Source organism: Campylobacter concisus, from assembly GCF_902460625.1.
Taxonomy (GTDB): Bacteria; Campylobacterota; Campylobacteria; order Campylobacterales; family Campylobacteraceae; genus Campylobacter_A; species Campylobacter_A concisus_AD.
Map to the genome: position 1 here is coordinate 175,056 of NZ_CABPUT010000002.1, position 23,976 is coordinate 199,031.

Annotated in this window: 28 protein-coding genes; 5 read left to right on the forward strand and 23 right to left on the reverse strand. The window is 35.1% G+C overall.

Annotated elements, in window-relative coordinates; all coding sequences use genetic code 11:
- Window positions 1-31: 31 nt before the first annotated feature.
- From F3G69_RS01305 to F3G69_RS01335, 7 genes are all read right to left on the reverse strand, one after another.
- Complete coding sequence (locus tag F3G69_RS01305) at window positions 32-631, reverse strand: peroxiredoxin (RefSeq protein ID WP_021091673.1); 600 nt, start codon at window positions 629-631, stop codon at window positions 32-34.
- Window positions 632-869: 238 nt separating this feature from the next.
- Entirely contained in the window at window positions 870-1,877 is a 1,008-nt protein-coding gene (locus F3G69_RS01310) for a beta-ketoacyl-ACP synthase III (protein WP_103600431.1), read from the reverse strand.
- A gap of 3 nt (window positions 1,878-1,880) precedes the next feature.
- The gene (gene plsX, locus F3G69_RS01315) at window positions 1,881-2,870 is read right to left on the reverse strand and encodes a phosphate acyltransferase PlsX (protein ID WP_072594492.1); all 990 of its coding nucleotides are present in this window, start codon (window positions 2,868-2,870) and stop codon (window positions 1,881-1,883) included.
- A gap of 3 nt (window positions 2,871-2,873) precedes the next feature.
- Window positions 2,874-3,020 carry a 50S ribosomal protein L32 gene (gene rpmF / locus F3G69_RS01320; protein WP_002942540.1) on the reverse strand — a complete coding sequence of 49 codons (147 nt, stop codon included), beginning with the start codon at window positions 3,018-3,020 and terminating at the stop codon, window positions 2,874-2,876.
- Between the two features lie 12 nt (window positions 3,021-3,032).
- A complete protein-coding gene (locus F3G69_RS01325) occupies window positions 3,033-3,392 on the reverse strand; it encodes a DUF177 domain-containing protein (protein WP_084041312.1) in 360 nt (119 codons plus the stop codon).
- 16 nt (window positions 3,393-3,408) lie between these two features.
- On the reverse strand, window positions 3,409-3,822 hold the full coding sequence (ndk, locus tag F3G69_RS01330; RefSeq protein WP_103600432.1) for a nucleoside-diphosphate kinase: 414 nt from the start codon (window positions 3,820-3,822) through the stop codon (window positions 3,409-3,411).
- A 108-nt stretch (window positions 3,823-3,930) separates the two neighbouring features.
- The gene (locus tag F3G69_RS01335; RefSeq protein ID WP_021091598.1) at window positions 3,931-4,215 is read right to left on the reverse strand and encodes an NADH-quinone oxidoreductase subunit I; all 285 of its coding nucleotides are present in this window, start codon (window positions 4,213-4,215) and stop codon (window positions 3,931-3,933) included.
- A 174-nt stretch (window positions 4,216-4,389) separates the two neighbouring features.
- Between F3G69_RS01335 and uvrA the strand changes: the two genes are divergently transcribed.
- The gene (gene uvrA, locus F3G69_RS01340) at window positions 4,390-7,218 is read left to right on the forward strand and encodes an excinuclease ABC subunit UvrA (RefSeq protein WP_103600433.1); all 2,829 of its coding nucleotides are present in this window, start codon (window positions 4,390-4,392) and stop codon (window positions 7,216-7,218) included.
- A gap of 57 nt (window positions 7,219-7,275) precedes the next feature.
- Here uvrA and F3G69_RS01345 read toward each other — a convergent pair whose 3' ends face one another.
- Window positions 7,276-8,451 carry an O-antigen ligase family protein gene (locus tag F3G69_RS01345; protein ID WP_149714186.1) on the reverse strand — a complete coding sequence of 392 codons (1,176 nt, stop codon included), beginning with the start codon at window positions 8,449-8,451 and terminating at the stop codon, window positions 7,276-7,278.
- An 86-nt stretch (window positions 8,452-8,537) separates the two neighbouring features.
- On the opposite strand from F3G69_RS01345, the gene F3G69_RS01350 reads away from it, so the two are divergent.
- The 3 genes from F3G69_RS01350 to F3G69_RS01360 are packed head-to-tail and all read left to right on the forward strand — an operon-like array spanning window position 8,538 to window position 11,374.
- On the forward strand, window positions 8,538-9,566 hold the full coding sequence (locus F3G69_RS01350; RefSeq protein WP_188115320.1) for a glycosyltransferase family 2 protein: 1,029 nt from the start codon (window positions 8,538-8,540) through the stop codon (window positions 9,564-9,566).
- Between the two features lie 3 nt (window positions 9,567-9,569).
- Entirely contained in the window at window positions 9,570-10,619 is a 1,050-nt protein-coding gene (locus F3G69_RS01355; RefSeq protein ID WP_149714188.1) for a glycosyltransferase, read from the forward strand.
- Window positions 10,616-11,374, forward strand: a complete 759-nt coding sequence (locus F3G69_RS01360; protein WP_149714189.1) for a polysaccharide deacetylase family protein — start codon at window positions 10,616-10,618, stop codon at window positions 11,372-11,374. The genes F3G69_RS01355 and F3G69_RS01360 overlap by 4 nt, the downstream gene beginning before the upstream one ends.
- 8 nt (window positions 11,375-11,382) lie before the next feature.
- Here F3G69_RS01360 and F3G69_RS01365 read toward each other — a convergent pair whose 3' ends face one another.
- From F3G69_RS01365 to waaC, 8 genes are read right to left on the reverse strand one after another with little or no spacing between them, the layout of a single operon-like run.
- On the reverse strand, window positions 11,383-12,168 hold the full coding sequence (locus F3G69_RS01365) for a glycosyltransferase family 25 protein (RefSeq protein ID WP_149714190.1): 786 nt from the start codon (window positions 12,166-12,168) through the stop codon (window positions 11,383-11,385).
- Window positions 12,161-12,667, reverse strand: a complete 507-nt coding sequence (locus tag F3G69_RS01370) for a nucleoside/nucleotide kinase family protein (RefSeq protein WP_103600439.1) — start codon at window positions 12,665-12,667, stop codon at window positions 12,161-12,163. Before F3G69_RS01370 ends, F3G69_RS01365 begins: the two co-directional genes overlap by 8 nt.
- Window positions 12,667-13,464 carry a polysaccharide deacetylase family protein gene (locus tag F3G69_RS01375; protein ID WP_103600440.1) on the reverse strand — a complete coding sequence of 266 codons (798 nt, stop codon included), beginning with the start codon at window positions 13,462-13,464 and terminating at the stop codon, window positions 12,667-12,669. The genes F3G69_RS01370 and F3G69_RS01375 overlap by 1 nt, the downstream gene beginning before the upstream one ends.
- Window positions 13,461-14,534 carry a glycosyltransferase family 4 protein gene (locus F3G69_RS01380; RefSeq protein ID WP_103600441.1) on the reverse strand — a complete coding sequence of 358 codons (1,074 nt, stop codon included), beginning with the start codon at window positions 14,532-14,534 and terminating at the stop codon, window positions 13,461-13,463. The genes F3G69_RS01375 and F3G69_RS01380 overlap by 4 nt, the downstream gene beginning before the upstream one ends.
- A gap of 4 nt (window positions 14,535-14,538) precedes the next feature.
- Window positions 14,539-15,600 (reverse strand): putative lipopolysaccharide heptosyltransferase III, encoded by a 1,062-nt coding sequence (gene rfaQ / locus F3G69_RS01385; RefSeq protein WP_149714191.1) that lies wholly within the window; start codon window positions 15,598-15,600, stop codon window positions 14,539-14,541.
- Window positions 15,597-16,301: a glycosyltransferase family 2 protein gene (locus F3G69_RS01390; protein WP_021083728.1), complete on the reverse strand. Its 705-nt coding sequence runs from the start codon at window positions 16,299-16,301 to the stop codon at window positions 15,597-15,599. Before F3G69_RS01390 ends, rfaQ begins: the two co-directional genes overlap by 4 nt.
- Window positions 16,295-17,188: a lipid A biosynthesis lauroyl acyltransferase gene (locus F3G69_RS01395; protein ID WP_149714192.1), complete on the reverse strand. Its 894-nt coding sequence runs from the start codon at window positions 17,186-17,188 to the stop codon at window positions 16,295-16,297. The genes F3G69_RS01390 and F3G69_RS01395 overlap by 7 nt, the downstream gene beginning before the upstream one ends.
- Window positions 17,181-18,155 (reverse strand): lipopolysaccharide heptosyltransferase I, encoded by a 975-nt coding sequence (waaC, locus tag F3G69_RS01400; protein ID WP_149714193.1) that lies wholly within the window; start codon window positions 18,153-18,155, stop codon window positions 17,181-17,183. Before waaC ends, F3G69_RS01395 begins: the two co-directional genes overlap by 8 nt.
- A gap of 63 nt (window positions 18,156-18,218) precedes the next feature.
- Here waaC and F3G69_RS01405 point away from each other — a divergent pair, with 63 nt between their 5' ends.
- The gene (locus F3G69_RS01405; protein WP_149714194.1) at window positions 18,219-19,250 is read left to right on the forward strand and encodes a 3'-5' exonuclease; all 1,032 of its coding nucleotides are present in this window, start codon (window positions 18,219-18,221) and stop codon (window positions 19,248-19,250) included.
- A 71-nt stretch (window positions 19,251-19,321) separates the two neighbouring features.
- Here the strand turns inward: F3G69_RS01405 and F3G69_RS01410 are convergent, their stop codons facing one another.
- From F3G69_RS01410 to F3G69_RS09415, 7 genes are all read right to left on the reverse strand, one after another.
- Window positions 19,322-19,579: a hypothetical protein gene (locus tag F3G69_RS01410; protein WP_223155849.1), complete on the reverse strand. Its 258-nt coding sequence runs from the start codon at window positions 19,577-19,579 to the stop codon at window positions 19,322-19,324.
- A gap of 187 nt (window positions 19,580-19,766) precedes the next feature.
- Window positions 19,767-20,324 carry a hypothetical protein gene (locus F3G69_RS01415; RefSeq protein ID WP_149714196.1) on the reverse strand — a complete coding sequence of 186 codons (558 nt, stop codon included), beginning with the start codon at window positions 20,322-20,324 and terminating at the stop codon, window positions 19,767-19,769.
- Window positions 20,308-20,856, reverse strand: a complete 549-nt coding sequence (locus F3G69_RS01420; protein WP_149714197.1) for a hypothetical protein — start codon at window positions 20,854-20,856, stop codon at window positions 20,308-20,310. Before F3G69_RS01420 ends, F3G69_RS01415 begins: the two co-directional genes overlap by 17 nt.
- Before the next feature lie 649 nt (window positions 20,857-21,505).
- Complete coding sequence (locus tag F3G69_RS01425) at window positions 21,506-21,973, reverse strand: hypothetical protein (protein ID WP_103600638.1); 468 nt, start codon at window positions 21,971-21,973, stop codon at window positions 21,506-21,508.
- Window positions 21,974-21,990: 17 nt separating this feature from the next.
- The gene (locus F3G69_RS01430; protein ID WP_084041311.1) at window positions 21,991-22,443 is read right to left on the reverse strand and encodes a hypothetical protein; all 453 of its coding nucleotides are present in this window, start codon (window positions 22,441-22,443) and stop codon (window positions 21,991-21,993) included.
- A 17-nt stretch (window positions 22,444-22,460) separates the two neighbouring features.
- Complete coding sequence (locus tag F3G69_RS01435) at window positions 22,461-22,934, reverse strand: hypothetical protein (protein WP_103600640.1); 474 nt, start codon at window positions 22,932-22,934, stop codon at window positions 22,461-22,463.
- The coding region (locus F3G69_RS09415; protein WP_223155850.1) for a M23 family metallopeptidase at window positions 22,931-23,976 on the reverse strand (1,046 nt) is incomplete at its 5' end. The genes F3G69_RS09415 and F3G69_RS01435, both read right to left, overlap by 4 nt.

Consider the following 23,976-nt stretch of genomic DNA (forward strand, 5'->3'; position numbering starts at 1 on the left):
TAGGTAAAGGATACCTAGAAATTTCTGTTGATTATAGTTTGCCTTCGTTGTGTGAAAGGTAGTCAGCAACACCTTCAGTGCTTGGTTTCATGCCAGCATCACCTTTATTCCAACCAGCTGGACAAACTTCGCCGTGCTCATTTGTAAATAGCATAGTATCAACCATTCTTATCATCTCATCGATATTTCTGCCAAGTGGAAGATCATTAATAACTGCATGGCGAACAGTGCCATCTTTGTCTAGTAAGAATGAGCCGCGAAGTGCTACACCAGCATCTTCTAGAAGTACGTCAAATCCGCGAGCGATTGATTTTGTCATATCAGCTACGATAGGGAAGCGAACTTTACCAATACCGCCTTTGTTTACCGGAGTCTCTTTCCATGCGAAGTGGGAGAATTGGTTGTCGCATGAAACTGCGATAACTTCGATACCACGTGACTTGAACTCGTCATATCTTTTGTCAAATGCGATAATTTCGCTTGGGCAAACAAAAGTAAAATCCATTGGATAGAAAAATACAACCGCGCCTTTCTCGCCAATATTTTTATAAAGATTAAAATCATTTACAATTTGATTGTTTCCTAAAACTGCTGCAGCTGTAAAATCAGGTGCTTTTTTTGTTACTAACATTTGTTCTACTTAATAATAAATTTTATTGATTGCGAAATTATATCTATTCAAAATTAAATTTAGTTTAAACATATTTTAGAAATTTTTTTTGTAGTAAATTTAGCGTTATTGATAAGAGTAGAAAATGGATTTTTGTTAAAAGTGTTAAAAATTTGAATTTTAAAAATTTTATTGATGAGAATACTTGAAAGAAATTAGTAAAAGCGTTACTAAAAATTTAGAAAATTACTTGCTGTAATTATTGTAAGTCGCTAAAATTTTTTCCACCAAATTTTAGAATTGCTGATCCCCATGTAAAGCCGCCACCAAATGCATCAAGAAGCAAAACTGAACCATTTTTGATACGGCCGTCTTCATAGGCATCATTTATAGCCATCGGAATTGAAGCGGAGCTTGTATTGCCATATTTAGCAACAGTCAAGACACACTGCTCATCTTTAAAATTTAATCTATTTTTTACTGCATCTATTATTCTTATATTTGCTTGATGTGGTATAAAAAAATCAATATCTTCGCTTTGCATTTTATTTGCATGTAAAATTTCTATTACGCTTTTGCTAAGTGTTTGAACTGCTATTTTAAAAACTTCATTTCCACTCATATGGATAAAATTTAACCTATTTTTTAGTGTTTCCTCGCTAGCTGGAAATACACTCCCACATCCTGGAGTTATTAAAAGTTCAGCTTGTTTGCCGTCACTTGCTGTATGGATATCGATGATCTCATTACCATTACTACTACTAATTACAGCTGCACCTGCTCCATCACCAAATAATATACAAGTGCTTCTATCTGTATAGTCAACAATAGAGCTTAATTTTTCGGCTCCAATGATTAAAACATTCTTTTTGGCACCGCTAACAATGAGAGAATTTGCAAGTTCTAAAAGATAAATAAAACCGGTACAAGCCGCACTTATATCAAATGCTGTAACTCCATAGTTTAAACCCAAATTTGCAGCTATTTTGCAAGCAGTAGAAGGCATACAAAGATGATCTGGAGATATTGTGGCACAGATGATTGCATCTATTTGAGATTTATCAAGTCCTGAGCGTTTTATGGCTAATTCACCAGCCTTTGTACCAAGGTCACTTGTTGTTTCGTTAGTTGCAATATGCCTTTGCTCGATACCTGTTCGCTTTACTATCCATTCATCACTTGTTTCAACCATTTTTTCAAAGTCAAAATTTGTTAGAATTTTTTCTGGAATATAAGAAGCGATAGAAATCAGTGAAGCTTTTGGCATATTTTACCTTGCAAAGTGCGAAAGTTCTTCTTCGATAACTTTATTTATGTTTGAATTAGCAAATTTTATTGCTTGAAAAATTGCATTTTTTATAGCTTTTGAATTACTTTTGCCGTGACTTATGATAACACAACCATTTACACCAAGAAGTGGTGCACCGCCATATTCGTCATAGCTAACCTGTTTTTTAAGTGTCTTAAAAACTTTTCTCATGAGTACAGAGCCAGCTATAGCAAGAGGTGATTTTTTAATTTGTTTTTTGATAATTTTACCTATAGCATCTGCAACGCCTTCGCTAGTTTTTAAAAGAATATTTCCCATAAAACCATCACAAACCATTACATCGATACTACCATCAAAAATTTGATTGCCTTCTGCATTACCAACAAAGCTATCAAGCCTAGAAACTAATTTAAAGGCTTCTTTGCTAACTTCATTGCCTTTGCTTTCTTCTTCGCCATTTGATAAAAGACCAACTTTTGGCTCTTTCCTACCTAAAATTTCTTTTGCATAGGCTTCACCCATTATGGCAAATTGAAACAGATGTTCACTTCTGCAATCAACATTTGCACCAACATCTAAAACCAAAGTCGCAGACTCTTTTGAATTTGGCATAAGTGTTGCAATTGCTGGACGAGAGATATTTTTTAGTCTACCAATTCTTAGGGTAGCTAAACTCATAGTTGCACCACTATGACCAGCAGAAACTACAGCATCAACTTCCTTGTTTTTTAAAAGTTCAATCGCTTTGTAGATCGTACTATCTTTTCTTTTAAGCGCATCAGTTGCGCCATCTGCCATTGAGATAACTTCACTAGCTTCTAAAAATTCGATATTTTTTAAATAAGATTGTGGAATGAGTGGTTTGATGACATTGCTATCGCCGACTAATACAGCTTTAAATTCTGTCTCTTTTAGTGCATCAATAACACCAGATATTATAGGATCTGCACCAAAATCACCACCCATAGCATCGATAGCAATGCGAATCATATTTTAATATTCACCTGTAGTTTTGTTTATGCGGTGAGGCATTTTCCAAGAACCATCTTTGTCTTTTACAGGTACTGGAAGTGTAACTTTATAATGTGTTCTACGTTTTGCTGCACGAGAATGACTCACTCTTCGCTTTGGTACTGCCATTTTTACTCTCCTTTATAAATTTTTACATTTTTCACAATAGAAATAATCACTTTTAAAAGCTTCTAACTCACTCTCAAAGACTTCTTTTAAATCAATATTGCCATCAAAAAATTCCATCGTATCGCTAAGCTCATTTTCGCTATCTTTATAAATACCGTCACTTAAATTTAGCTCTACATCTTGATCGATAGGCAACATAAATGCTTCACCACATCGATCGCAAACATAATTTATATTCCCTTTTATTTTGCCTTGGCATTTTACCAAAAAAGGATCTTTTCTTTTTAAAATTCCAATAAAAACTAAATTATCATTTCCTACTAGCTCAAAGCTTATATCTTTGTTTGCTATTTTAGAAAAAGATATAATCAATTTTCTTGACCTAAAATTAGCAAATTTCTCTTGAAGCAAAGAAGAAATTTATTTCATTCACAGCATTTTCTAGGCTGTCACTTCCGTGAACTGCATTTGCATCAATGCTATCAGCAAAATCAGCTCTTATAGTGCCAGGAGCTGCTTCTTTTGGGTTAGTTGCACCCATTAGCTCGCGGTTTTTAGCAACTGCATTTTCACCCTCTAAAACCATAACCACAACTGGCCCGCTTATCATAAATTCGACTAGATCGTTGAAGAAAGATCTATCTTTATGAACTGCATAAAATGCTTTTGCATCGCATTTACTAAGTTGGATTTTCTTTGCAGCTGCGATCCTTAGGCCGTTACTTTCAAATCTATCTATAATTTTTCCAACAACATTTTTCTTAACAGCATCAGGCTTAATAATAGAAAGTGTTCTTTGCATAAATTTTTCCTTAAATCTAGGTTATTTGAATTGAAGTTGGCAATTATATCAAATAAAGCTTAAAAATAAAATAGGCTCAAATTGAGCCTAAAATTTATAAATATAAATTTATTGAATAACTGGAATAGAACCATTGCGTGCATCAGCACCGATCTGATCGCGAGAAGGTTGTCCTGCTACAACAGCGTCCCATACGATACAACCGTCAGTTGGACAGGCAGATGCACAGGCTGGCTCATCGTTGTAGCCTACGCACTCAACGCATTTGTTTGAATAAACATAGTATGTATCTGCTCCAGTTGGGTTGTCGCTATCATCAACGATAGCTGAAACTGGGCATTCATCAATACATGAACCACAGCTTATGCATATATCAGTTATTTTTACAGACATTTTTTCTCCTTAGATTAAAATTTGGCGTAGAATATCAAAAAAAGCTGAAAATAATATAAATAAGCCCTTAAATTTAACTACGATCTTAAATTTTAGAAAAACTACTTTATAAATCTTTTATCACTTTTAGACTAAATTTACAGATTAAAATTTTAAAAAGGTTGTATAAATTTAATGAACGATATTATTGAAATAACTGGCGCAAGGGAACATAACTTAAAAAATATAAATCTTAAAATTCCTAAAAATAAATTAGTAGTTTTTACCGGTCTTAGTGGCAGTGGTAAGAGTACGCTGGCCTTTGATACGCTTTATGCTGAGGGGCAAAGAAGATATATGGAGAGCCTTAGCAGCTATGCTAGGCAGTTTTTAGACCGCGTGGGTAAGCCTGATGTTGATAAGATAGAGGGTTTAACGCCGGCTATTGCGATCGATCAAAAGACGACTTCTAAAAACCCTCGCTCAACGGTTGGTACGATTACAGAAATTTATGACTATCTAAGGCTTTTATACGCAAGGGTCGGCGTTCAACACTGCCATAAATGCGGCAAACCTATCTCAAAAATGAGTGCGAGCGACATCATAAATGAAATTTCAAAGCTCCCACTTGGCGCAAAAGTGATCATCTATGCGCCGCTAGTTCGTGAGAAAAAGGGCACATGGGCGGATTTGATCGAAAATTTACGCCAAAAAGGCTTTGTAAGGGCACAGATAGATGGCGTAGTGGTGAGGCTTGATGAGGAGATAGAGCTAGCTAAAACGAAAAAACACACGATAAAGGTCATCGTTGATAGGATCGCCATCGATGAGCAAAATCACGAGCGCCTTGCAAGTGATGTGGAAAAGGCACTAAATGAGAGCTTTGGAGAGGTCGAGGTAGAGATCGCAAATGCCGATGAGCTGGGGCTTAAAGAGAGTTTTATACATTACAGCGAGCACATGGCTTGTTTTGATTGTAAAATTTCATTTACGCCGCTTGAGCCACTAAGCTTTAGTTTTAACTCGCCAAAGGGTGCTTGCGAGCACTGCGATGGACTTGGCATAAGATATAGCCTAGATATGAGTAAGATCATCGATGAGGAAAAGTCGATAGAAAACGGCGCGATCAAGCTACTTTATGGCTATAACATGAGCTATTACTATAAATTTTTACTTGCTTTTTGCGAGCAAAATGGCATCGATATCAAAAAGCCCTATTATGAGCTTAGCGAAGATGAAAAGAGGCTCGTTTTATATGGAAATGTCAAAGAAGTTGAGTTCTTTTGGAAGCGAAATAAACTGCTTAGAAAATTTGACGGTGTGGTTAAAATTTCACACGGGCTTTTGAAGGACTATAAGGACTTTGACGAGTATATGAGTGAGAAAATTTGTGACGCTTGCAACGGCCACAGGCTAAAGCCTCAAAGTTTAGCGGTCAAGGTCGCTGGCCTTGGACTTGGTGAAATTTTAGATATGAGCATAGAAAACTGCACCGCTTTTTTCTCGAATGAGAAAAATTTCGCCTATCTTAGCGACTATGACAAGGCGATCGCAAAGCCTATCTTAAAAGAGATCAACGAGAGGCTTTTCTTTTTATATGACGTGGGGCTGGGATATTTGTCACTTGGGCGTGATGCTAGGACGATCAGTGGTGGCGAGGCGCAGCGTATCAGGATCGCGAGTCAGATAGGAAGCGGGCTAAGTGGCGTCATGTATGTGCTTGATGAGCCAAGTATCGGTCTTCACGAGCGTGATACACTAAAACTCATAAAGACGCTTAGAAATTTACAAGCCAAAGGCAACTCTGTAATCGTCGTCGAGCATGATAAAAAGACGATAGAGGAGGCTGATTTTATCGTAGATATCGGCCCTGGAGCTGGTAAATTTGGCGGTAATGTGGTCTTTGCAGGCACAGCAAAAGAGCTTTTAAGCTCAGATACTCAGACTGCACAATACATAAATGGTAAGAAAAAGATCAACTATCAAAAAAATAGAAAAGCTGAGAAGTGGCTTGAAATTTCAAATGTAAATATCAACAATATCTCAAATTTAACCGCTAAATTTCCGCTTAGAAATCTTGTGGGTATCACCGGCGTTTCAGGATCTGGCAAGAGTTCACTAGTGCTTCAGACCTTGCTTCCAGAGGCACAAGAGCAGCTAAATAGAGCTAAAAAAGTGAAAAAGATAGCTGGGGTAAATTTAAGCGGACTTGAAAATTTAGACAAGGTGATCTACCTCGATCAAAGCCCGATCGGTCGCACTCCACGCTCAAATCCAGCGACTTATACCGGCGTGATGGACGAGATAAGAAATTTATTTGCGCAGACTAAAGAGGCAAAGCTTAGAGGCTATAAAATAGGGCGCTTTAGCTTCAATGTCAAAGGTGGGCGCTGCGAGAAGTGCCAAGGCGAGGGTGAGATCACGATTGAGATGCACTTTTTGCCTGATATCAACGTAGTTTGTGACGTTTGTAATGGTGCTAGATATAACGCTCAAACCTTGGAAATTTTATACAAGGGCAAAAACATCGCTGAGGTGCTAAATATGAGCATCGACGAGGCAGTTGAGTTCTTTAAAGCTGTACCAAAGATCGCTTCAAAACTCACCACACTTCAAGACGTAGGGCTTGGCTACATCACTCTCGGACAAAATGCAGTCACACTAAGTGGCGGCGAGGCGCAACGTGTGAAGCTAGCAAAAGAGCTTAGTAGAAGCGACACTGGAAATACGCTTTATATCCTTGATGAGCCAACGACGGGGCTTCATTTTGCCGATGTTGATAGGCTAGTAAAGGTGCTAAATCACTTAGTTGATCTTGGAAATTCAGTCTTTGTGATCGAGCATAATATGGATGTTATCAAAAACTGCGACTATATCGTCGATATGGGGCCAGAAGGTGGTGCAAAGGGCGGTAAAGTGATAGCGTGCGGCAGTGTAAAAGAAGTAGCTAAAAATTATAAAAAAACTGGTAGCTACACTGGAGAATTTCTAGCACAAGAGCTTGAGGAAATGAAGAAAAAGTAGAAATTTAGCTCAACCGTTTCTTTGTAAAATTTGAAACGGTTGAGGCGTGTTGGAGCATTAGCTAATTTTTAAGGTCGATTTTTTATCTGTCGCACTTAAAGCTAGAGCCCAAAATAGTAGCATTAAAAGTGCATTTTCATGGTGAAACGTTGTATTTGCAAGTGAAATTATATTATTAGCCATAAGCATTAAAAGTGCAAGAAAAACTATGTTATTTTGTCTAAAATTTTTAATAAATTTTATAAAGAGTGATAGTTGAAATACCAAATATGCAAGTAGTGCAATGATGCCTTTTTCGGTTAAAAATGTTAAAAAGGTGTTGTGAGAATGACTAACATGAATCTCGCCATTGCCTGGAAAATACTTTGTTATGTCAATGATTTTAAACTGACCAGAACCTATCCCAAATAATGGATTCTCAAGCCACATATAAAATGCACTAGCAAAGATCGGATATCTAGTCTCTGATCCTGTCACACCCTTTGTTAGCTGACTATAAAATCTTTCATCTTGTATAATATTTGCTGATATATATGTATAAAAAATGGCTATGACACTAAATAAAATTATTAGACTAAATGCTAATTTAAGTTCAGTTTGCCTTTTTGAAATTTGATAAAGTAATATAGAAAAAATGATAATAGGCAAAAGATACATGGTGGCTCTTGAGCCAGCGATCATAATACCAAATACACAAATCCCAGCTACTACTATAGCTATATATTTTTCATATATCTTTTTAAGCTCAGCTGCTGATATTAAGGCTACACAAAAAACTAGCAACATAAAAATAGCACTATGATTTACGTGCCCTATCGATTTAAGCTCAAAAAGAGCAGTCGGATCACTTGATGTAAATTTCTTAACACAAGCTGGAATAAATGCAACGATAAAACCGGCAAATAAGGCAAAAAATAAAAATTTAAAATTTATTTTTTCTATACCAACACTTCTAGCCACAAAGAAAAATAGCATACACCTTAGTGGATCAAGCGCTCTTGATACGGAAACTCCATTCACCAAGCAGCTTATAAAAGTAGCCAAAACAAAGATAAAAAGCGAGATATTTATGAGATCAAATTTAAATTGCTTTTTTTCTTTGACGCAAATATAAATTCCAACCAAGACAAAAAGTGTAAGTGAAATTTGTTTTAAACCCTCAGTTACTGGCAGTGTAAATAAGACAATAACCAAAAAAAGATTGTAGAGCCTAGAGGCAATGTCGTTTTTCATGCAGATCCTTTAAATTTTAAGTGGGCATTTTATCATCGCTGAACTAAAAATAATATACAATTAAACAAAAATTAAAAGGAAGTATCGTGCCAGGTGTAAAAATAAGCTTTGTAGTGCCTGTTTTTAACAAAAAAGAGCACATTAGGGATTGTTTAAATTCGCTTATATCTCAAGACATGGATGATATTGAGATTATAGTTATTAATGATGGAAGTACTGACAATACGCTAGAGATATTAGAAGAATATAAAGATAAAATAATATTAAAAACAAAGAGCAATGCCGGTGTTAGTGCTGCTAGAAATGACGGTATATTGCTAGCTAGTGGCAAATATACTATCTGCGTAGATGCTGATGACTATGTGGAAAAAGATTATGCTTCAAGTGTTTATGATATCGCAGAAAAATTTGATGCCGACATAGTGATAACAGATATGTGTAAGGTCTATGGTCATAAAAAGCTCCTTTTTAAGGATTTTGAGACAAAAGAGGATGGCGTAATCGATAAAAACGAGTATCTAAAAAGGCTTTTGGCCTCAAGGCACAACAAAGTCTTGCATAATGCGGCAAATAAGGCGATTAGGACTAAAATTTTAAAAGAAAATTTATTTCCAGTTGGGATCACACAAGCTGAAGATTTTCACACTGTAGTGAGAAATATTATCGCTTCAAAAACTCTTGTAAAGCTAAATAAGGCTTTTTATTGCTATAAGATAGGAGACAACAACACTGCTGGCTTTGAAAAGCTAAAAGCAGTGATCGATCATAAATTTGTCTATGACGACATAATTTCAATTTTAAAAAACAAAAATTTAGCTCTTGAAATGGTGCCAGATCTAGAGCTTAGAAAGATAAAAAGCGTCTATATGCCAGCCATTTTGGCAAGGCCAAATCTAAAAAATAGTAGCTATGTAAAGGCACTTGATCTTTTTTATGAAGATATTGATAGCATTATAAACTCGGCTTGTTTTTCAAAGCTTAGACTAAAGCAGAGAATTTTGCTTAAAGTGCTAAAAAATGTAAAATCGTACGAAAATGTATCAAAAATTTTAAAAATCTTTAATACAATAAATGGCTTTTTGTCAAATAAAAAAATGAAAGAATTTAAAGAGTAGAAAATGATAAATATACTTGAGCTTGAAAGCTCTCTTGGATTTGGTGGGCAAGAACACCGTACACAGCGTGTGATAAATGGGCTAGATAAGAGTAAATTTAAGGTTTTTTATGGGCTAAATCCTGGCTCAAAAAGCTTTGAGAAGCAAATAGAGTGTGAATTCGTTGAGTTTAATCTTAAAAAGTCTTTTAATATCTTTGAAATTTTAAAAATTTGCAAATTTGTAAAGCAAAATAATATAAAAATCATCTCAACTCACTCAGGCAAAGATGGCACCATTGGGGCGATTGTGGGTAAAATTTGTGGCGTTAGCGTGGTTCGTACTAGGCATTTGCAGCTACCTATAAGCTCTCCCATTCCTTACAACCTAAGCACAAAGGTAGTTGGCGTTTGTGACTCAGTTTGCGCTGATCTTATCAAAAGAGGTGTCAAAAAAGAGAAGGTTCTAAAAATCTACACTGGCATCGATACGCAAAAATATACGCCAGAATTTAAGATAAATATGAAAAAAGAATTTGGCTTAAATGACGATGTAGTTGGAGTTTGTATCGTTGCGGTGCTAAGAGCTGCTAAAAATCATAAACTCTTAATCGATACATTTAGTGAGCTAAATTTAGAAAATTCAGCCCTTTTTATCGTAGGCGATGGTCCGCAAAATAAAAATTTACACGAATATATAAAAGATAAAAAAAATATCTTTATGCTTGGCAATAGAACCGATGTGAGCGATTTTTTGGGCTCTCTTGATATTTGTGTGTTGCCTTCAGATATGGAGGCTATCGGTGGAGCGCTGCTTGAGGCATCTTCGTGCAAGCTAGCTATTATCGGAAGTGACGTTGGCGGTCTTGGTGAGGCAGTGAGTGATGGAAAGAGTGGATTTTTATTTCAAAATGGCGATAAAGAAGGGCTAAAAAAGGTGCTTGAAAAGCTTATTTTGGATGAAAATTTAAGAAAACAGATGGGTGAGTTTGGCAGAGAGTACGTAAAAGAAATTTTTAGTATAGAAAAAATGATAGAAAACACACAAAATTTATATATGGAGCTTGTAAAATGAGCGTACCAGTTTTTATGTATCACCACGTGCTCGAAAAGAGCGGATTTATCGCCAGTAGTGTAGATGAGTTTAGAGATCAGATGAAATTTTTAGCTCAAAATGGCTACAAATCGCTAAGTTCGGCTGAGTTTGTGGCATATAAAAAAGGTGAGCTTAACGTGCCTAAAAAGAGTGTCTTTATCACATTTGATGATGGCTGGAAGGATAATTTTGTCTACGCATATCCTATTATCAAAGAATTTAATCTTAAAGCGACTATTTTTCTAGTTGCTGGCTGGATAGAGCAGGCGAGTAGAAAAAGTGGCGAGTTTATAGAGTTAGATCATAACGAATACAAAAATGCTGCACCAACTAGACCTGAAGATATATTTTTAAACTACGAGGAAATAGCAAAGATGAAAGAGTGCTTTGACTTTCACTCGCATACTTATACGCATTTTGATGATTATTTTGGCATTTGTGAAATGAAAGAAAATTTTACAAAGTGCAAAGAATTTATGTATAAAAATTTTGGCTTTGATGACAAGCTACTTTGCTGGCCAAGAGGTAAATTTAATGATGAGCTAAAAAATGTGGCAAAAAGCGTTGGCTATGAGGTTTTTTTTACAACAAAGCGTGGGATAAATAAACCTGATGGTGTACTTGATGATATAAGGCGCATAGCGGTAAAAAAAGATGCAAGCTGGTTAAAAAAGACACTATTTATCTATCAAAATGACTTTTTAGGCTCACTATATTCAACACTAAAATCTTAAGAGAAATTTTACTTTGTAAAAATTCTCTCATTTTTAGCTATATGTTTTTCATAAAATCTTGAAATTTTGTATGAGAAATTTTTATTAGATTTTTTAAAAAGAGAATTTATCTTCTCTTTTTGCTTTCTTTGGATTTCTAGGCTAGAGCTATTTAGCTCCTCTGGATGAGAAAAGATGTTGCTAAAATACATTTTTAGATCAGTATTTTTTAGGATCGCTTCCCATTTATCGGCTCCGTAAAGGCCATCTTTGTAAAAATCAAGCAGAGCTTTTGCACTCTTTCTTGTTAGAATGTAAGCGGCCGTTCTATATATACTAGCGTATGAGTATGGAGAGATAATATATAAATTTTCGTTTATTTTTTTACCAAAAGCACGAAATCTACTATTTAATCCATCTTGCACACCGCATATCAAAATGCTATCACTACTTATATCTTTGCATAGCAAAAAGGCCTCATTTATTAATTCGTCATTTCCAATAACATCATCCTCTAATATTAAAGTAAATTCCGCGTCGCCTTTTAAAAAATCCTCATAAGCCTTTATGTGTGACATTGTGCATGCTAGCTCACCTGGTGTCGCAATTAATGGTGGTATTTTAAATTTATAATCTTCATTGCAAGATTTTAATAAGCAATCTATCATTGCATTGTAATACTCATTGACGCTAAAATTTTTAGCATCAACTGCACCTATTATTTTAAATTCATCATATCTTTTAAATTGTCTTTGTAAATTTTGCCTTCGCTCTTCATCTCTTTTTAATGATATTACATAGATGGGATTATTCATTTTTTGCTCCAACTTTTGAGTCAAATTCTAACTTGACTTTATATGCAAGGCCTACTAGATCAAGCTCTTTTTTATTTATATGCTTTTGTGTGTTGATTAAATCGTCACTAGAATTTCTTTTATAAATTCCAGCGATTCGAGCTTCTTCATCAGCGTTTAAAATACAAAGTATATCGCATTTACTTATACGTAAAAGTGGATTTGCACTTACGTATATTACGACTTTTATAAACGGCATGATAAATTTAAAAAATGGTCTTAACTCATCTTGATGATCGCTTTTGATTTTTATCTTTGGACGAGCTATAAATAAATTTAGGCTCATTACATCATCATCGATTACAGCGATTTGATAAGGTTTAAAGTTTTTAAATCCATTTTTTCTAATTTGCTTTGCAAGTGTGCTTTTGCCACTACCATGAAGCCCAGTAAGAGCGATTAGGACTCGTTTTTTATCTTTTAAAATTTCTTTACAAGCCTCGTTTAATGCTTCAAGCATTATTTATAGCCTCTATTTCTAAAATTTGAATATAAATTTCCTAGCACTGGCGTAGAATAGATAAAAAGTTTCTTTTTAACTCTAAAAATGTAATCACTCTCGCTCTTCGCATTGTTTGATATATCGATACGTCTTATTTTAAATTTATCATCTCCTACGCAAAATCCGCCATCTATCACACTAAAAGCAAAGTCATAATACTCTCTTACAACTTTTAGTGAAAGCTCGTTAAAATGCCCTTTGGGAAAGCAAAAGCCAAATTCTTTTTTTTCAGGAAATAGCTCTTTTATCTTAGCCAGCGAGCTAGAAAATTCCTCTCTTAACTTTGTTTCATCATTACTTTTGCAAGAAAAGTGGCTCGCTGTATGGCTATCAAACTCAAAAAGCCCACTCTCTTGCATCTGCCTAATCTCGTCTAAATTTAAAAAATACTCCGCGTCTTTATCATAATCGATCTCTTTATGTTTTTTAAATACAAAGTTGTAGTCTTGCCTTTTAAAATCTTTGATCTTATCTGTTATCAAAAAGCAAACAGCTGGAATATTTAGCTCTTTTAGGATAGGAAATGCAAATTTATAATTATCAAAATATCCGTCATCAAAAGTTAGTAAAATGCTCTTTCTTGAGGCTTTTACTCTGCCACTAGCTATATCTTTAAACTGAGCATAATTTATAAATTTATAGCCCTCATCTAGCGCCATAAGAAGTGCTTTTTTAAATAGCTCTGGCTTAATGGCAAAGTCATTTTCATTGTTATTACAGTGGTGCATCGTTAGCACGCAAACTGGGTAGTTCATTTTTGCTCCAGTAAATGTTTAATAGCCTCTTTTAGCGCCTTGTGGCTAAAGTTTTCATCTACAAATTTAAAGGCATTTTGTGAGTAAATTTTAGCTTTTTCAGGCCCATTTATCAGCTCTAAAATACACTCTTTTAGTGAAACTTCATCTAAATTTCTAGCACAAAGCCCACGTTCTTTGTCTTTAACTAGCACGTTCATTGGGGCGTTATCATAGACTACGACTGGTACTTTTGAGCTCATTGCTTCAAGCAATACGGTACCAAGCCCCTCAGAGTGCGAGGCAAATACGTAGATATCAAAGCTTTTTATAACATTTGCCGCATCATTTCTAAAACCAGTGAAGATGATCTTGTCTTTTTCATCAAACATAGAGGCGATCTGCTCTTTTGTGCCGTCGCTAATGTTGCCAGAAAATACAATAGTCGCATCCTTTGTCTTTAAAATTTCTTTTGCGGCACTTGCAAAGTCAAAGACTCCTTTTTTGCGGTAAAGAGAAGTAAATGTACCGATTACTAGCTCATCTTTTGCGATCTTAAACTCATCTCTAAAAGTGCTTTTTATACTATCAATCTTTTCAACATCAACCGTGCTTGGCATAAAAAAGAGCCTATCTTTGCTAACGCCGATGCTTAGCAGGTACTCTTTGACACTATCTGAGATGTATAAAATTTTATCAAATAGTCTTTTGTGCATTAGTTTTGAAAGAAAGCCTTTTATAGGAAAAAGATTATGCCTTTCCTTGTAAAATTTAACGCCCCTTTTGCGGTAAAAAAGCCCAGCTATGGCCCCAACCCAGCTATCAGTCGAGCCATGTGTGATTACGATATCTATCTTGTTTGAGCTTATCGCTTCGCAAAGTACTGGTACACTTTTATGAAAATTTTTCTTATTCATCTCTTGTGCTATAACACTAAAGTCTTCTTCTTTTGCAATGCTTTCTATCTGAGAATTTGGGTTACAAAAAAGTATGACATTATGACCCATCTCGCGCATAAAACGCATCTCGTTTAGCGTCTTATTTTGCTCGCCACCCCAATTAAAAAGTGTCTGCGTGTGAAGAATATTCATCTGCCTATCCTAAAATTTCTTTTATTTTGGCTTTTATTTTTGGCATTTCGTCGCTAAAATCCATCAATGTCTTTTCTATGCCATGCTTTGCTATGCCCTCTTTATCGCAAGGCACAAAGTCCCAATCTTTTTGATAGACGATATGCTTGCCCATGCTTTGTATGCCATTTTGCGCTGTGTAGCCATTTTCCATAAGTGAGTTATCCCAAGGCCCCCACTCAAAAGCATTGCTTGGACCAAAAAAGGCTATGACTGGCACGTCATTTGCCGCAGCGATGTGCATTATAGCTGTATCCACTCCGATAAAAAGGCTTGAGCACTTTGATAGGGCGATCGTTTGTTTCAAATTTAGCTTACCGCCTAAATTTATAGGCTCACTCTTGCAAATTTTTAGTACGCTTGCAAGCTTATTTAGCTCATTTTCTTTGTTGTCGCTTGTTAGCACGACTTTTACATTTAGCTCGTTTTCGCAGTAGTCGATGAGTTCTGCCATGCTCTCGTCGTTTGCACATTTAAACATCCAGCGGCTTGTTAGATGAATATGCACAAAGCGTTTTGGTAAATTTAGATGTTCCACGCTCTCATCTGAAAAAACGCTCACTTTTTTACTAACCGGCTCAAAACCCAAAGCCCTTAGCGCGTTTAAATTTAGATCAACCGTGTGGGAGAAATTTTCGTAGTATTTTGCCTTTACGCTTAAAAGCTTATTTATCGCCTTATGCTTGCCTAAAAAGCCAACTATCTTTTTGATCTTGGCGTATTTTGAGATGATGACGCCGCGGTCTCCAGTGGTCGTTTGCACCGCCATATCGTACTTCTCTTTTTTGATCGCTCTCATAAATTTTAGCTCGGTCATTAGCTTTTTAAAAAAACCAGAATTTGCACTTTGCCTATCGTAAATGTGGATTTTATTTATATAAGGATTACCTTCTATCATCGCTTCTGTCCCTTTGTTTAGGGCAAAGTCGATGGTCGCGTCTGGGTAGTAGTGGTGCAAATTTTCAATGAGCGGCGTTGTCAAAAGCACGTCGCCGATGTTTCTAAATTTAATCACAAGTATTTTCATTTTATATATTTCCAAAATGTGTACTGGGCGTAAAGTCTAGCGATAACGTAGCCCGTAAAGCCCTCTTTAAAGCCACCTTTTAGCACGTAAAGCTTAAAAAATGTCCAAGCCGGGCTTGTAAGCGCCTTTAGCAAATTTCTTTTTGCGCCCATGCTTGAGTAGCGATTTTGCTTAGCTATAAACTGCTCGATGCTCTCATACGCGTAGTGCAAGAAGTGATTTTTAAGCGCGCCAAGCCTTTGTGAGTCGTCATTTAAAACGACCTTTTCATGCACAGCTCTGCCATCAAATTTGGCAAAATTTTTATTAAAAAGTCTCACCGTGTAGTCTGGATATAGCCCCATATTTTTTATCGCTTTGCCAAAAAAGAAATTTAGCCTAGCAACGTTGTAAGCCATAAATTTAGGCTCTTTTAACGTGCTAATGATCTCATTTTTAAGCTCGTCTGTAATCACCTCGTCGCTATCAAGCACAAAGATCCACTCGTTTTTGGCTAGATCCACGCCCTTTTGCTTTTGCGCGCCAAATCCAAGCCAAGCTTGCTCGTGAAATTTCACATTGCCAAAGCCATCACAAATTTGCCTTGTGCTATCTTTTGAACCGCTATCAACCACGATGATCTCATCAGCAAATTTAGCGCTCTCTAGCACCTCTTTTAGGTACTTTTCGCTATTAAAAGTCAAAATGACAACGCTTAGCATTTGTACTCATTTTCGTAAAATCTCTTAAACCTTTGGTGAAACCAAAAGTACTCTTCTGGCTTTGCTCTAACCATCTCTTCGCAAGCGCTGCACTGCATCTGCGTCGCTTTTTGCACGGCATCTTCTTTATCAAACGTGCTTATATCTATTGGCTGCTCAAAGCAAATTTCATTTAAATTTTCACCTTTTTGGTAGATAAATGCATTTATGATAAGGGCATTTGTCTTTTGAGCTAGCACGCTTGCAGCTGGCGTATGAAGCACATCTTTGCCAAAAAACTGCACCTTTATGCCATCTTGTGGAGCAGTGTTTTGATCAACTAAGATTCCAACTAAGCGTCTAGCTTTTAGAGCTTTTAAGATATCTTTTGCGCCGCCATTTTTGTCGATTAGCTCCACATCAAACTGCGCTCTGTTTGCCCTTAAAATTTTATCCATGACACTGCTATCAAGCTTTCTGCCAAGCACTGAAGATGGCCCAAAATGAGCTGCGACAGCCAGACTAAATATCTCCCACTGCCCAAAATGCGCAGTCGTGACGATGATAGGCCGGCCAGACTTCATCGCATCAAGCAAAAAGTGCTCATTTTTAAAAACAACTTGCTTAAGTATTTTTTGTTTTGTCGTGTTTTGATTGAGGATGAAATTTATACCAAGATATTTTGCAAAGTTGTAGTAGCATTTTTTGGCGATTTCTAGCTTCTCTTCTTTGGTTTTTGTCTCACCAAAAGCGAGGTTTAAATTTGTCATCACGATGTGAAATCTCTTTTTTTTAAGCTTCATAAACGCAAATGCTAAAAATTTAGCAAGCAGGTTTTGAAGCGAGCTTGGCAATATAAATATAAGAAATTTCAAGGTATAAAAGCCAGCTAGATAGAGCCTATCCATTTAGCAGCCTTTTTGCGAAATTTGCAACCGTTTCAGGGTAAATTTCTCTTATGCAAAAGTCGTTTTTATCGATACTTCTAGCATCTATCTCCTTGCCCATATCAACGACAAGATTTTTGTCCGTGACGTAGGCATTGCGGTGGCTTGGTCGGTTACCAAAAAGCGTGATAGAAGGCCTATTTACAGCCCATGCAAGGTGCGTTAGACCGCTATCGTTGCCGATTACCAGATCGCAGCTCGCGATAAAATCTATCATATCTTTTATGCTTAGTTTTTCAAGCAGTTTTGCTTTGGTGCCTGAAATGATCGCCTCAGCCCTTGTTTTTTCGCTCTCACTCCCGTAGCAAAGGTAAATTTCGCATCCATCAATCAGTCTGATCACATCTTTAAATTTGTCATAAATTTTGCTCTCTTCGCTTGCAAAGGCAGCGATTAAAACGCGTTTTTTGCCACTTTCGTTTTTATAAATTTCACTTGCTTCAAAGCAAGGCGCTTTTTCTAAAATTTCACTTGCTTCAAAGCTAAAATTTAGAGCAAAAGCCACAAGTGCCAAATTTCTAATGATTATATTTTCGTTGTAATCAATTTTAAATTTATGTCTATAAAGCCTGGCTGCGATCTTTTCTTTTACACTTTCTCTGCTAAAGCCATAAGTTTGCTTGCCTATTATTTTTGCGACGACGGCTGATTTAAAAAGCCCTTGCAGATCGATCACTTTGTCAAATTTACCAAGCGTTTTTAGTATCTTGTAGCTTTGTTTAAAGCTTTGTTTAAGCGGTAAAACGACTAGCTCGTCGATAAGCGGATGATCTTTTAAAAGGCTTGCGAAACGAGCATCAACCAGCCACGTGATATGGGCATTTGGGTAGTGCTTTTTGATAAACTGAAGCACTATCGCCGCATGGACAATGTCACCAAGTGCTGATAGCTTTACAATGGCTATTTTTAGTTGATTTTTGTTTTGCATTGATCACTTTAGATATAAATTTTTGGTATGATTTTAAAAAAAAATGCTTAAAAAAGGGCTAAAATGGCGAAAAGTTACATCTGTGTCTTTGACTGTGAAACGATACCTGATGCAAATTTGATAAGAAAAATTTATGGTATTGATGGGAGCGATGAAGGTGTGAGCGTGCAAGCGATGGCGCTGCAAAAAGAGGCCAGTGGTAGTGAGTTTTTGCCTGTGATGTTTCATAGAGTAGTCGCGATCTCTGCGGTAATGGCTGATGAGTACGGCAAATTTTTAAAAGTTAGCACGATGGAGGGCAAGAACGAGCGCGAGATCATCGCTAAATTTTTAAAATTTATAAATGATTATAACCCAAGGCTTGTTAGCTTTAACGGCCGTGGCTTTGACCTGCCGATGCTAATGGTGCGTGCGATGCGCTACAACCTAAATGCGGCGGCATATTATGAGAGCGAAAATAAAGAGCTAAATAAAAACAAATGGGAAAACTATAGAGCCAGATATTCGCCTAAATTTCACCTTGATCTGCTTGATTTTATAAGCGATTTTGGAAGTGTGAGAGGGCTAAAGCTCGATACGCTTTGCGCTAGCTTAAATTTACCAGGTAAATACGACGTGCACGGCGATCAGGTACTTGAGCTTTACTACGCAGGCGAGCTTGATAAGATAAACGAATACTGCGAAAGTGACGTGCTTAACACCTACTGGCTCTTTTTAAAATTCGAGCTTTTACAGGCAAATATCTTGCAAGATGACTATATAAATCACCTAAACGTGATGAGTGAATTTCTAGCCAAAAACTGCGCTCACAGAGGATATACTGAGGTCTTTTGCACTGCGATAAGCGACGAGCTAGCTAGACTTAATGGCAAGCTTGATTACGAGATAAAGATCCAAAAAGAAGACGATGAAGAATTTGATGATTTTAGTGATCTTGATGGCGTGAAAGATACGCCAGAGCAGCTAAATGAGCGTTTGGCAAGACAAGGGCTTGATGGGCTTTTAAAAAAAGCTAGTGAGGTTGCGTCAGCTACCAAAAAAGATAAGAGCTTTATCGAAGAGAAACTACCTGAAATAAATTTGGATGAAGAGTAGAAATTCTACGCTTTTAGGCTGTAAAATATCTTTTGCTACTCTATGGAATTAATATCCTGATCTGCGGAATATCACGGATATTCAAATCCAAATTCATACTCTTTTAAAACTCCATTAGAAAAGATGAATTTCTCGTAGTAGAGTGGCATATCAAATTCTTGTAAGAGTTTGCTTTCATTTTGCTCAGTGATGTAGGTGACAATAGAGGTGACATTTTCTTCTTGCAGATCGTTTGGTTTGCCTAGTTTCTTTAAAATTTGGTCTTGTTTGTCGCCAAGTTTGATACCAGAATTTGTAGTGAAATCTTTTATTATATTTGCTTTTCGCAAAATATTTCTGATGCTAATTGGATCATCTATGACCGTTAAGTTACCGTTACCTCACTATTTTCTATTTGTTCGAATTCTCCAGTCGATATTTTAGTGGCTTTGCTAGACATTAAGAGTTTATAAGCATATAAATTTTTATCCTATTAATATATTTACTTTTAAATACGTTACTCAAATTATCTAATTACTACTTATTTTTATAAAAGTTTTTTCTCATGTCATTAAGAATTTTTGGAGTGATTTGATTTATATAAAGTCTATTCTTTTTACCATGATCTACGTAGTAATTTTCTACTTTATTAATTTTTTCATCGTTTGTAGTTTCATCTATATATCCAAATTTCCAAGTGTACTCATACAAATAAAATTCCAAGGCTAATTTTTTAAGAAGTACATAAAAATCTACTATATTTCCGTCTCTGTCTTGGGTTCCGCCTTTAAACTCAATTATATTACCACTAGCCGTAACGCTCCACATAGACATATCGTCGTAACAAAAACTCCATTTTTTCATTTTCTCTTTGTAAATAATGGCACACTCTTTTATGTCTATCGCCCGCTCCAGGTTGTCCTCATTATAATTACGTAAAATCTTTACAGAATAGCTATCGCTGCCTATTTTAAAATAATAGTTAGATGTGTCTTTGTATTTAAAATTTTGTATTTCATCTTTTCCCATACCATTGCAAGCCAGCAATGATACTAATAAAAATGCACTATTTAAAAATTTAAAAAATTTCAGCATTTCTAATCCTCGTGTAATTTTCTTTTCTATCTCTTTTGCTTTGGTTGTCGGTCCCCCTATTAATAACATAAGTTATTTTATCCACTACATTTTCATTATTTGAGTCATTTTTACTCTCATCTGCTATTTTGTGTAGATTGTTAGAAAGCCAAAACCATGCAGCACTCATTATCGCGTACTTTCCATATTCGGCTACTAAAGTTGGATTTTCTACTGTATTATCTTCAGTATTAAAGTTTTTATTAATATAGTTATTGAAATTTGAATAGCCAATTCTCCCAGTTAAATGAAAAAAGCCCCTGCCTATAAAATTCCAACCATCGTCTCCGCCTTGATTGCCATTTTTATCGCTATAAACATAGTTGGCTATGGCTTTAGGTCTATCCTTTTCTTTAAAGGCAATAAATTCGTCTGCCTTATTTGGATTATCTTTAAATTTGTTTCTAAAAACTGTTTCGAGTCTATTTGCATTTTTGTATAAGATATTCTTGCTTATCTCTTTGGCTTTGAAAAAAAGTAAAAAATAAGCCAACTAAAAGAAAAATCTAAAATATACCATACTTTATATCTTTTTAAATTTATTTTGATCGCTGCAATTCTTTAAAACACTCTTTTGATACAAGCATATTTTTTGGTACCCATTGCTTTTTGTTTATCGCCTCACATGCTTCAAAATTTGCTATAGCTCTTTTGTTTTCATCAGTATCTATTCGTAGCGCCAGGCAGCATCCATTTTTTTCATATAGGTACTCATCTGCAAAGTAGGCTAGTTTCTCGTCATATTTGTCATCATCTGTCTCTGGGTCAAGATCTATATTTTTATTCCTGGCTACTCCAGATATTTTTACAATATCTTTATATACGTTATTTTCATAGGTTAGACTAAATTTGATCTTATCTTTTGCTATCTGCTTTGTACTTAAATTTATACTTATGGTATCTGTTTTGTATGTAAAGACTTGTGCAAACCACTATAAAAAATATAAATAAAATTTTTTATCTAGTTTCCTTTATATTGTCAATATTGCTATTTTCTATGGTAGGTAGACTGTAATTGGGTATAAAATTATCTGGATACACAAATGTAAAATTATGGTTCAAAAGCTATAAATTTAAGCCTATCATCAAGCTCATTAATAATATAGATTTAGGTTGCATCTTCTATTCTTTTATCAAATTTATTAGTCAGGTAAATTCCAAGATATAAAATGATATGCATCTACTTTGTCGTCTTTCTCTTCGAATAACCATAATTCACAACTGCTATCAGGATTGTGCTCACTTTTAGGGGTAAATAATTGAACCAAAAGAGTGTTTTTGTTTATCCATTTAAAATCAAAATCATAAGTTAGATTGTCTGTGCCATAAGCTATATATCTCGTGTCTTTCATACGCTCTACATCTTTTAGCTCTGGTTTTGGTGAAAAAAATAACGTTAAAACATAGTCTTTCCATACATCTAATATGGTAGCACCAATATAAGTATACATACCGTCGTTCCAAATTTTCTTTACAAGTTTTTTGCATTCTTTATTCAAAAACTTTTTAGGTATCGTCTTTTTCTCCAAACTATCATAATAATCATCTGTTGCAAATGATATGTTTATCGCCATAAGCGATATTAAAGCTATTTTATAGATCGTTTTCATGAGTACATTGTTTAAAGTCAGTCAGGTAAATTCTTGGATGTAAATTTATAAACATCTACGCTACCGTCTTTTTCCTCATATAGCCATAGCTCACAGATATTTTCAGGATTAGTGTCAAAGAACTGAACCAAGAGAGTGTTTTTGTTTATCCATTTAAAATCAAAATCATAAGAATAGTTATTTGCATCATAGGTCTTGTATCTTATATTTTTCATACATTCTATGTCTTTTATAGGAGGTTCATAAATAAGAGCATTTAAAATTGGCTCTTTGTACATATTTAATATTGTATCTCCACGGTAAGTGACCATACTTTCAACCCAAATTTTCTTTGCAAGCTTTTTACAGTCTTTATTCAAAAACTTTTTAGGTATCGTCTTTTTCTCCCAGCTATTATCATGATCATCTGTGGCAAATGATAAATTTACAGCTAAAAGTAAAGCTAAGATTATTTTAAAGATTGATTTCATAAATATATCGTTCATTATTAATCGGGTAAATTTTTAGACGTAAAACTATATACATCTACGCTACCATCTTCTTCTTCATATAGCCATAATTCACAGCTTGATTTAGAATATTTATCAGCATGAAAATGTAGTTGTACCAAAAGACTTTTGTTGTTTACCCACTTAAAATCAAAGTCGTAACAAAAATTTTTATTACACTCTTTGTATTTTTGATTTTTTAGATGTTGTATTTCTTTAATTTTTAAGTCGTAGTCGCCATATAAATTTAAAATAGGCTCTTTGTATATATTTAATATAGTTGTTTGACGATAGGAAACCTTGCTTTCATTCCAAATGTCTTTTGATATTGTTTTGCAACCTTGACTCAAAAACTTTTTTGATATTGTCTTTTGCTTCCAGCTATCATAATAATCATCTATATAATCATCTGTTGCAAATGATAAATTTACAGCTATAAGTAAAGCTAAGATTATTTTAAAGATTATCCTCATAATATTTCTCCAAAAGTATTTTTGTATCCTTCCTTTAGTATTTCCAGTGGGTCTGCTAGATCCTTACGTCTTTTAAATTTATTGTTCGAATCATTAGTGACAGTTAAAGGATCATCTTTGTTGGCTCCATTTGTAAAGTACTCAAAGTGAAGCATGGTTACTATTTTTTTATCAACTATATTTGGGTGATCACCGTTATCAATCATTAGTCCAGAATATCCTATAACCTGACCTTTTCGTACCATATCACCCGCTTTTACTTTTACTCTTGAAGGATCAACCTCGCCATATCTTATTATAAAGCTACCAAATTCTACTGTGTCGTATTGTATCGTTATGTGATCGGTTTTACAGTAAAAATTACCAGTCTTTATTACTTCGCCATCAGCTATAGATACTATCTCTACATCTGACTTAAATGTTTTTATGTCTACATTCTTTTTAAAAGGCATATCTGTATATAGATCTCTTGCGGCGTGTTGTCTTTTGCCATTATTTCTATTTCTGCCAAATATTGCTTGGCTCTCGCCCTTGTCTCCTAACATAAGCGTCCAGTCATATTCCATGCCTCTATCATTTAAAGGCTTGATTTTTAGTGGAAAAACTATCTCTTTGCCTATCTCTACTTTCACTAAGACTTCCTCATCCCCATCTTCCCACATACCACTATCTACTTTAGTTAAACTCTTTGATTCATTAAAAGAGTTAATAAATTTATCCATATTCTCTTTACTTAATAAATTTATACCAAGTTTATCATCTTTATCTGCATTAGACTGATTATTACTAGAGATCTCTTCTTTTGCATAAATTTGATAGCTCTTATTTGTTTTCTCATCACTTTTTAACTCTTTGCTTAGCTTGTCGTCTTCATAGATATTTATCTCATTTGAAGAGATATTTTTACTTATATATAAGTAATTATCATTTTTTATTAAAGCATCGTCTTTATTATCACTAAGATTTAATTTAGCATCAAATGCCTTCTCTTTTATAGCATGCTCAAACTCATATATAATTAGCTTATCATCTTTAAATTTAA